At 71.9% G+C, this 8,148-nt stretch carries 6 protein-coding genes; 2 read left to right on the top strand and 4 right to left on the bottom strand.

All coding sequences use genetic code 11. The features are described from left to right. Positions 1–41 precede the first annotated feature (41 nt). Both VT50_RS03805 and VT50_RS39245 read left to right on the top strand, forming a co-directional pair. Positions 42–1,214 carry an acyl-CoA dehydrogenase family protein gene (locus VT50_RS03805; protein ID WP_046085751.1) on the top strand — a complete coding sequence of 391 codons (1,173 nt, stop codon included), beginning with the start codon at positions 42–44 and terminating at the stop codon, positions 1,212–1,214. Positions 1,215–1,479: 265 nt separating this feature from the next. Further along, positions 1,480–1,617 carry a hypothetical protein gene (locus tag VT50_RS39245; protein WP_158083183.1) on the top strand — a complete coding sequence of 46 codons (138 nt, stop codon included), beginning with the start codon at positions 1,480–1,482 and terminating at the stop codon, positions 1,615–1,617. Between the two features lie 6 nt (positions 1,618–1,623). Here VT50_RS39245 and VT50_RS03810 read toward each other — a convergent pair whose 3' ends face one another. The 4 genes from VT50_RS03810 to VT50_RS03825 all read right to left on the bottom strand — a co-directional run bounded on the left by VT50_RS03810 (position 1,624) and on the right by VT50_RS03825 (position 7,974). Then, positions 1,624–2,124: a GNAT family N-acetyltransferase gene (locus VT50_RS03810; protein WP_046085750.1), complete on the bottom strand. Its 501-nt coding sequence runs from the start codon at positions 2,122–2,124 to the stop codon at positions 1,624–1,626. A 120-nt stretch (positions 2,125–2,244) separates the two neighbouring features. Then, on the bottom strand, positions 2,245–3,243 hold the full coding sequence (gene gap / locus VT50_RS03815) for a type I glyceraldehyde-3-phosphate dehydrogenase (RefSeq protein WP_046085749.1): 999 nt from the start codon (positions 3,241–3,243) through the stop codon (positions 2,245–2,247). 135 nt (positions 3,244–3,378) lie between these two features. Beyond that, a complete protein-coding gene (locus VT50_RS03820) occupies positions 3,379–4,326 on the bottom strand; it encodes a GlxA family transcriptional regulator (protein ID WP_046085748.1) in 948 nt (315 codons plus the stop codon). A 63-nt stretch (positions 4,327–4,389) separates the two neighbouring features. Then, positions 4,390–7,974, bottom strand: a complete 3,585-nt coding sequence (locus tag VT50_RS03825; RefSeq protein ID WP_079343759.1) for a hypothetical protein — start codon at positions 7,972–7,974, stop codon at positions 4,390–4,392. Between the last annotated feature and the right edge of the window lie 174 nt (positions 7,975–8,148).

Raw genomic sequence — 8,148 nt, forward strand, 5'->3', positions numbered from 1 at the left:
ACATCAGCACTGACCCGCACCTCATCAACAGGAGGAACACCGTGGAATTCGCCCTCGGCCCCCGTCTGCTCGAACTCAAGGGACGTGCCGCCAGCCTGACCGGCAAGATCATGCAGTTCGAGGACGAGTGCGAGGCCAACAACGGTCTGCCGCCCGAGGCCCACGCCGCCATCCGCGAGCATGTGCTCGCCCATGGTCTGCAGGCCATCAACATGCCCGCCGAATGGGGTGGCGCGGGCCTGACCATCCTCGAACAGGTCGTCGTCCAGGATGAGTTGGGCAAGCTCACCAACGCCCTGTGGGACGCGGTGTGGCGCCCGGCCAACTGCCTCAGCGCCTGCACTCCCGAGCAGCGCGAGCGCTACCTCGTCCCGGACATCGAGGGCCGCCGCCGCGATGCCGTGGCCATCACCGAGGAACACGCCGGCTCCGACCCCTCCCGGATCCGCACCACGGCCAGCCGGGACGGCGACGGCTGGGTCCTGAACGGCGAGAAGTGGTTCGTGACCGTCGGCGACGCGGCGGACTTCCTCATCGTCCTCGCCCACGTACGGCCGGACAACGAGCCGACGATGTTCCTCCTCGACAAGGACACCCCCGGCGTCTCCGTCAAGCGCACCCCCCGCTACACCCACACCTTCGTCTACGAACACCCCGAGTTCCTGTTCCAGGACGTCCGGGTCGGCCCGGACGCCGTCCTCGGCCGGATCGGCGAGGGGTACGACCTGACCCGCGACTGGTTCACCGAGGAGCGGCTGATGATCGCCGCACGCACCATCGGCGCCGCCGAACGCGCGCTGCGGCTGGCCGTCGACTGGGCGAAGGGGCGTGAACAAGGCGGGGACGTACTGATGAACCGTCAGCTGATCCAGGGCATGGTCGCCGACTCGGTGACCGAGATCGCCACCAACCGCGCCTTCACCCACCAGGTGGCCTGGGAGTTCGACCAGGGTGGCGACCGCAAGGCCCTGCACGCCAAGGCCGCCACCGCCAAGCTCGCAGCCTCCGAGGCGTCCAACCGGATCGTCGACCGCTGTGTGCAGATCTTCGGCGGCCGCGGCTATATGCGGGACGTCCCGGTCGAGCGGCTGTGGCGCGAGCTGCGGGTGGACCGGATCTGGGAGGGCACCTCCGAGATCCAGCGACTGGTCATCGCCAACGAGGTCGGCAAGCGCGGCCTGGATGGCCTGCTGTCCTTCACCGCCGGCAGCTGACCGGCACCATGCTGTCGGCCCCTTCTGGAAACACCAGGGGCGTTCCGCCACCGAGCGATGGACCAACAGGCCGGTGTCGGTGTGTCCGCACCACCACGTCCCGAGGGGAACGACGAATCTCGACCGACATGTACGGCGTACGGGTTCTTGCCGTGGATCCGGATCAGCTCCGCGCCAGGTCGAAGGTGTTCGTCGTCTACTACGACGTCGACTCGCGCACCCACATCCCACTGCCGGACGAGGCGACACGGCCGACTGGAGCGAGGTGGTGCACACCCACGCCGGGGACTGGATCGTGCCACGGACGATGTGGGGGCGGGGGGCTCATGTGCTCGTGGTCAAGGGCTACAGCACCGGCGACGGACCGGAGGAGCGGAGGCAGTGGGCGATCCGCGCCCCCTGACCCCGGTCAGCGCCGCCCGGGCTCCGCGACGAGCCGTCGGCGATAGCGCAGACCGGGGTGCCCGCCGACCGTGGCGTCCGCCACGGCGGTGAATCCATTGCGGTCGAGCACGGTCATGGAGGCCACGTTGTGGAGGGCGGTGTACGCGGTGAGGGTGGAGAGGCCGTACGCCGTGGCGGCCAGGCGGCACACCTCTTTCACCGCGGCGGTCGCCATCCCGCGGCCCGCGGCGCGCTCGCCGATCCGGTAGCCGAGTTCGGCGTTCCCCTCCGCCACGTCCACGAGATTGACGCGACCGGCCAGCTCCCCCTGGTCGTCCACGACGAGATGGAAGTGGCAGACACCGGCGTCCTGCTCGGCGAGCCGGGCACGGTGCAGGGATGCGAACTCCTCGAAGTAGGCGTCCCCGCGGTCCGAGATCGTCCGGGCGAAGTACTCCCGGTTCTCGCGCTCGAAGGCCAGCAGGGCGGGCGCGTGGTCGGCCCGGAGCCGCTCCAACCTCAACATGCCCGGAAGTATAGGTAGTGAGGGCCGTCGCCCGCCCGTGCGGTGAATGCGCGGCTCGGGCGCGGGCGCCTGGTGAAAGGCCGGTGGGTCCGGCCCCTCACAGCCGGTCAGCAGGGGTGGTCAGTCGCGCGCGAGAAGTTCGAGCGTGTCGATGACGCGGTTCGAGAAGCCCCACTCGTTGTCGTACCAGGCCACCACCTTGATGTGCTTGCCGTCCACACGGGTGAGGGCGGCGTCGAAGATGGACGACGCCGGACGGCGGGTGATGTCGCTGGAGACCAGCGGTTCGTCGGAGTAGTCGAGGACGCCCTTGAGCTTGCCGTCGGCGGCGGAGCGGTAGGCCGCGAGCACCTCGTCGCGGCTGACCTCACGGGAGACCGCGGTGTTCAGCTCCACGATCGAGCCCACCGGCACCGGTACCCGGATCGAGTCGCCCGACAGCTTGCCGTCGAGGTTCGGCAGCACCAGACCGATGGCCTTGGCGGCCCCGGTGGTGGTGGGCACGATGTTCACCCCGGCGGCGCGGGCGCGGCGCAGGTCGCGGTGGGGGCCGTCCTGGAGGTTCTGCTCCTGGGTGTAGGCGTGCACCGTGGTCATGAAGCCGTGCTCGATACCGGCCAGGTCGTCCAGTACGGCTGCCAGCGGGGCCAGCGCGTTCGTGGTGCACGAGGCGTTCGAGACGATCACGTGCCGGGCGGGGTCGTAGGCATCGGTGTTCACGCCGTAGGCGAGGGTGACATCGGCACCGGCGGAGGGGGCGCTCACCAGCACCCGCCGGGCACCGGCACGGATGTGCGCGCGGGCGGCGTCCGCCGCGGTGAAGCGGCCGGTGGACTCGAGCACGATGTCGACGCCGAGCTCGGACCACGGCAGGTCGGCGGGCTCGCGCTCGGCGAGCACCTTGACGCGGCGGCCGTCGACGACGAGGTCGGTCCCGTCGACCTCCACGGAACGGCCGAGGGGGCCGAGCGAGCTGTCGTACTTGAGCAGATGGGCCAGGGACTCGGGAGCGGTGAGGTCGTTGACGGCGACCACCTCGAGGTCGCTGTCGCGCTCGAGCAGGGCGCGCAGGGTGTTGCGTCCGATGCGGCCGAATCCATTGATGGCGATGCGGGTCATGGGGATTCCTTTCGTTTCCGCCCCCATCGTCGGCATCCGGATCCCCGGCCGACAGCGGCATGAACGCCACTACACGCAAGGATCTCGCCATGGCCATCGGACCCGTCACACCAACGGCGCTCGGAGGGGGTCTCCTCAGGCTGAGAAGGTGTGGCGGTACTCCGTCGGGGAGGTGCCGAGGATGCGGTGGAAGTGCAGCCGCAGATTCGCGCCGGTGCCGAGCCCGACCCGGTCGGCGATCTGCTCCACGCCCAGATCGGTGCGTTCGAGCAGTTCACGCGCCAGGTCCACGCGCGCCCTGAGCACCCACTGCATCGGCGTGTAGCCGGTGTCCTCCACGAACCGCCGGGAGAAGGTGCGCGCGGACACCCGCGCGTTGCGGGCGAGCGCTTCGAGGGTCAGCGGTTCGGCGAGGTGCGCCAGGGCCCACTCCCGTGTGCTCGCGAACAGGTCGCCGAGCGGTTCGGGCACGCTCCGGGGCACGTACTGCGCCTGTCCCCCGCTGCGGTAGGGCGCCGCCACCAGCCGTCGCGCCACATGGTTGGAGAGCCCTACGCCGTGGTCGTGCCGCACCAGGTGCAGACAGAGGTCGATTCCGGACGCCGCGCCCGCCGAGGTGAGCACCTCGCCCTCGTCCACGAAGAGCACGTTCTCGTCCACCCGCACCAGCGGATGCCGCTCGGCGAGTGCCTTCGTGTAGTGCCAGTGGGTCGTCGCCCGTTTGCCGTCGAGCAGCCCCGTGGCCGCCAGCGCGAACGCCCCGGTGGAGATGGCCGCGAGCCGGGTGCCCCGCCCGTGGGCGGCCATGAGCGCGCTGACCACGGCCGCCGGTGGTTCGGTGGTGGCCGGCTCCCGGTAGCCGGGGATGAAGATGGTGTCGGCGTGTTCGAACGCCTCGAGGCCGTCGGCCACGTGGTACGAGAGTCCTTCGCCGCCGGTCACCGGTCCGGGCGCGGCGCCGCACACCCGCAGCTCGTAGGGCATGCTCGGCCGGTTGGAGAACACCTGCGCGGGGATGCCGACGTCGAGTGGCTTCGCACCGTCGAGCACGAGCACGACGACATGGTGGTTCTTCCGGCTCATCGGGCTCCTTCGGCTTCCCGCGATCGAACGGGGCCCCGCGCGCGCCCGTGACCTCGATGACGACTACCGCGAGCATCCTGCCACTGGCCGCCACGCCGTCCGGCCATCCAGCACCCAGCTGAGGTCGTGTTCGGTGTGTTCCCGCGAGCGGGCGGAGAGCTGGTCGCCGATCCACATCTTGGTGGGCCGCGGCACCCGCGGATGGCCGACAAGTGCCTCCAGATCCCGGTGCGTTGTCGCGTACGAGCGGCGGATCGCACAGCTCACCAGGGCCAGGGCGTACCGCTCGGGGAAGACCACGCGATCGGCGTCGTCCTCCGGGCCAGGCTCCTTCAGGTGCTCCCACAGCCTCCGGTACACGGCCGGGGAACCGTGGTCGAAGACACTGTCCATCGCGCCGCGGAGGGACTTGGCGAGGTGGTTCTCCGCGGCGCGGCCCTGTCGCGAGGCCACGGCCGCGCCGATGACACGGATCAGCAGCTCGGCGGCGGGTGCCGCGCCATGTGCGGCGCTGAGCCGCCGTATCAGCTGGCCGAGCCCGCTGCTCAGTCCGGCGTCGGTGGGCGGGGCGAAGGCCAGGTCGAGTGCCGTGGTGAGAGCCGTGGGGGTGAGCGGGCCGGACTCGCAGGCGGCGTGGAGCAGGGCCTTGCGGGCGGCGTTCCGGGTGGCGGCCGACGCGTCGTCGAGGAGGGGGATGCCTCCCGCGGCGTCGAACACCAGGTCCGCGAGGAAGATGTGTGCCTCGGCGTACTGGGCGGGTGCGCGCGCCGCGGTGGTTCCCACCAGCCCGAGGAAGGCCGCCCGGGTCTTCTGGTCGGAGAAGGCGGCGTACCTGGGCAGGAGTTCGCGCAGCCCGGGTGCGGGCAGGACACCGGCGGACACCGCGCATTCCCAGAGCGTGAGCGCCTGGCGCTGCCGCTTTCCGCTGTTGCCCTCGGCGATCTCGTCCGCGATCAGCCCGGTGAGGGCCTGGGCCGAGGCCCGCAGCGCGGCCAGCGCCCGCTCATGGGCGAGGGGCGGCAGCGGCCCCGTGCCCTTCTTGGCCCGGCCGGTGGTGATGGCGTCCAGGAGCACGGTGTCGGCGTCCATGAGGGCCAGGTCCACCAGCAGACCGATATGGCGCTCGGTGTGGAGCCCGGCGTCCGTGACCGCACGGTGCAGGGACTGGCGGACGAGGCTCCGGGCCGCGGCCGGGGCGGTTGTCGCCTTCTCGATCCTGCTCACCGCGGCGGGGTGGCCGCCGAGCGCGGCCGGCAGGAGGAGCGTGGCCAGGCCGTCCCTGGACAGCCACAGCTCGGAGCCGGCGTCCCAGCCGGAGCGTTCCAGAACCTGCCGCACGCGGTACGCAGGTACGTCCCGGTGGGCGAGGATCCGGCGGGCCACGAGCGCGAGCCGCTGCGGTGGCGTGACGGGCTGGTTCTCGGGGCAGGGCAGCGCCTTGAGATGGGCGGCGAGCCGGTGGACGAGGCGTTCCGCGGCGGCGCAGTCGGTGCTGAGCAGCAGGGGGAAGACCATCCGGTGCTGCAGCGCGTGTGGCGCTCCCGGCCCCGTCATCGCCAGACAGCGGTCCAGGGTGGCCTCGATGGCCCAGTGGCCGTGCGGCAGAGTGGTCAGGACCGCTGTGGCGGCGATGAGTCCGGCGTTGCCCGCGGTGTCGTGGTCGTCCGCCTCGAGGAGCGCCACCGCGGCGTCGAGGCGGCGGGTCCAGGGGTGGGGGGCGGTGGCCGGACCGCCATCGGGGCCGCCCGGGAGCCCGTGGTCACCCGGGAGTCCGTGGTCATGGGTCCAGGAGGCGGCCAGCACCCTGCCCAGCGCCGTTTGGAAGAGCTCGAGGTCGTACGACTTCCGCGCGAGGCGCACCCGCTGAAGACGCTCCTGGACGGCGGCGGCCCACTCCGCCGAGCCCAGCGCCTCCCAGTGCCGTGCCCAGAGGGTCATGACGCCGGACGCCAGCTCCGACAGCCCCCGGGCCAGGGCGAAGTCGAGCATGTCCATGAGGCCCGTCCGTGCTGACGCCACATCGATGTGTGATGTCAGCACGAGCAGCCGAGGCAGCACGTCGAGGCCCGCACCGGCCGTACGGCGCCCGGTCGTCAGCTCCCGTACGCAGCCCCAGTCGGCGAGGGCGGCGTGGACCGCGAACGAGTTCTGGGCGGCCAGCCGTTCCAGCGCCTCGAGCACGGCCCCCTGCAGGCTGGGCTCCTGCCTCCGCCACAGCCCGCGGAGCCGCGGCAGGAGGGCGTCGACGTCCGTGTCGCGTACGGTCGGGGCCAGCACCGCGTACCGTCGGGCGACACCGTGCGGCGCCGTCGCGAGCAGCGGTTCGACGGGCACCCCCACGGCCGGGTTCCGCGCCGCGACGGCCACGGCGACGGTGTGCAGGATCATGGCGTCCTCGTGTGCCGCCATACGGATCAGCGTGTCCCGCACCGGGCCGCGATACCGTTCGGACCCGGCGGCGAGCATGAGGAGCTGTTCCAGGATCGCCCCGACGAAGAAGTCACGGGGGTGGGACCCGATCCACTCGCACAGCGACAGCAGCGCCTGAGCGCCGGAGAGGCGCAGCAGACCGCGCGCGGCGGCGTACTCGAACATGGTCTGGTGGAAGAAGTGGATGCCGTCCGAGGCTCCCCTGGCCAACACGCCCCGGTCGAGCAGCAGATCCAGGGACGACCGGACGCGGGCGGGTTCGTACGGCCACGCGGTGCGGGGGCCGCCGTGCGGCGAGGTGAGCCGCTCGACCAGTTCCTCGCGCGACAGCTCGGTACGCCCGGCCGACATCAGCACGACGGCGATCGCGCCGGTGACCGGGGAAAGGTCCTCCGGCGCCGTGGCGCTCTGGTTGCCGTGCTGGCGCCGGTCGGTGACGACCCGGTGGTCCCAGTAGCGGCGGTAGAGGCCGGTGGCGTCGATCTCGGCGCTGGGGAACGCCCCCTCGTCCCGGGCGAGTTCGAACAGCAGCCGCAGCTGGAGGGGGCTTCGGCACACCTCGCGCACCGGCAGCCCGCGGGCCACCGGCTCCATCAGCCTCCGCACCCGTGCCCCGTCGTCCCGGGGGACGGCGTCGGGGCAGTAGAGCGTGGCGTGGCCACGGATGGCGTGGGGGATCTCGCCGTCGTCGTAAGGGCCGAGCGACATCCGGAGGAAGCCGGTGCGCAGCCGGTTCGCCTCCTCCGGACGGGAGGTCAGCACCAGGCGGACACCGGCGGCGGCGAGGTCTTCGCACAGGTCGAGCAGCGCCATCTCGTGGTGGTCGTCGTGCAGCAGCAGATCGGCGGTGTCGAGGAGCACGACGGGTGTGCGGCCCCGTGTGCGGGCGTGCGCGGCCCCGGACACGACGGTCGCGGGGGTCAGCATGGGCGTTGCGGAGGTGCCGCTCAGGGGGCGCAGCAGCCACGCGGCGTTGACCAGGAAGACCTCGGCGTCCTCCAGAGCGGTCAGGTCCCGGGCGAGTCCCCACAGCAGGCTGCTCTTGCCGTTTCCGGCGTCCCCGGTCACCAGGACGGCCTTCGGATCGTCGTCGTAAAGGGCCTCCACCACCCGGTCCTGGAGGGCGCGCCGCACATACAGCCCGCCGCTGAGCTGCGGCGGGGAGCCATTTCCTGCGTCCGGCCGCGGGGAGTCCACGAGGTCCAGGTCGTCCGACAACCTCCGCGCCCAGCGCAGGAGTTGGCGGTGTGCGGCGGCCGGTCCGGTGTCGGGTGGGGTTCCCGCGTCTGGGGATGGGGGCGGGGGCGGGGCTGTCACTGCGGCCGGGGGCAAGGGCGGGGCCCGACTTCCTGGGAACCGTTCCGGTACCGCATCCGCGGGCGTCACCGCCCC

The organism is Streptomyces antioxidans (assembly GCF_000968685.2).
In the GTDB taxonomy this organism is placed as follows: Bacteria; Actinomycetota; Actinomycetes; order Streptomycetales; family Streptomycetaceae; genus Streptomyces; species Streptomyces antioxidans.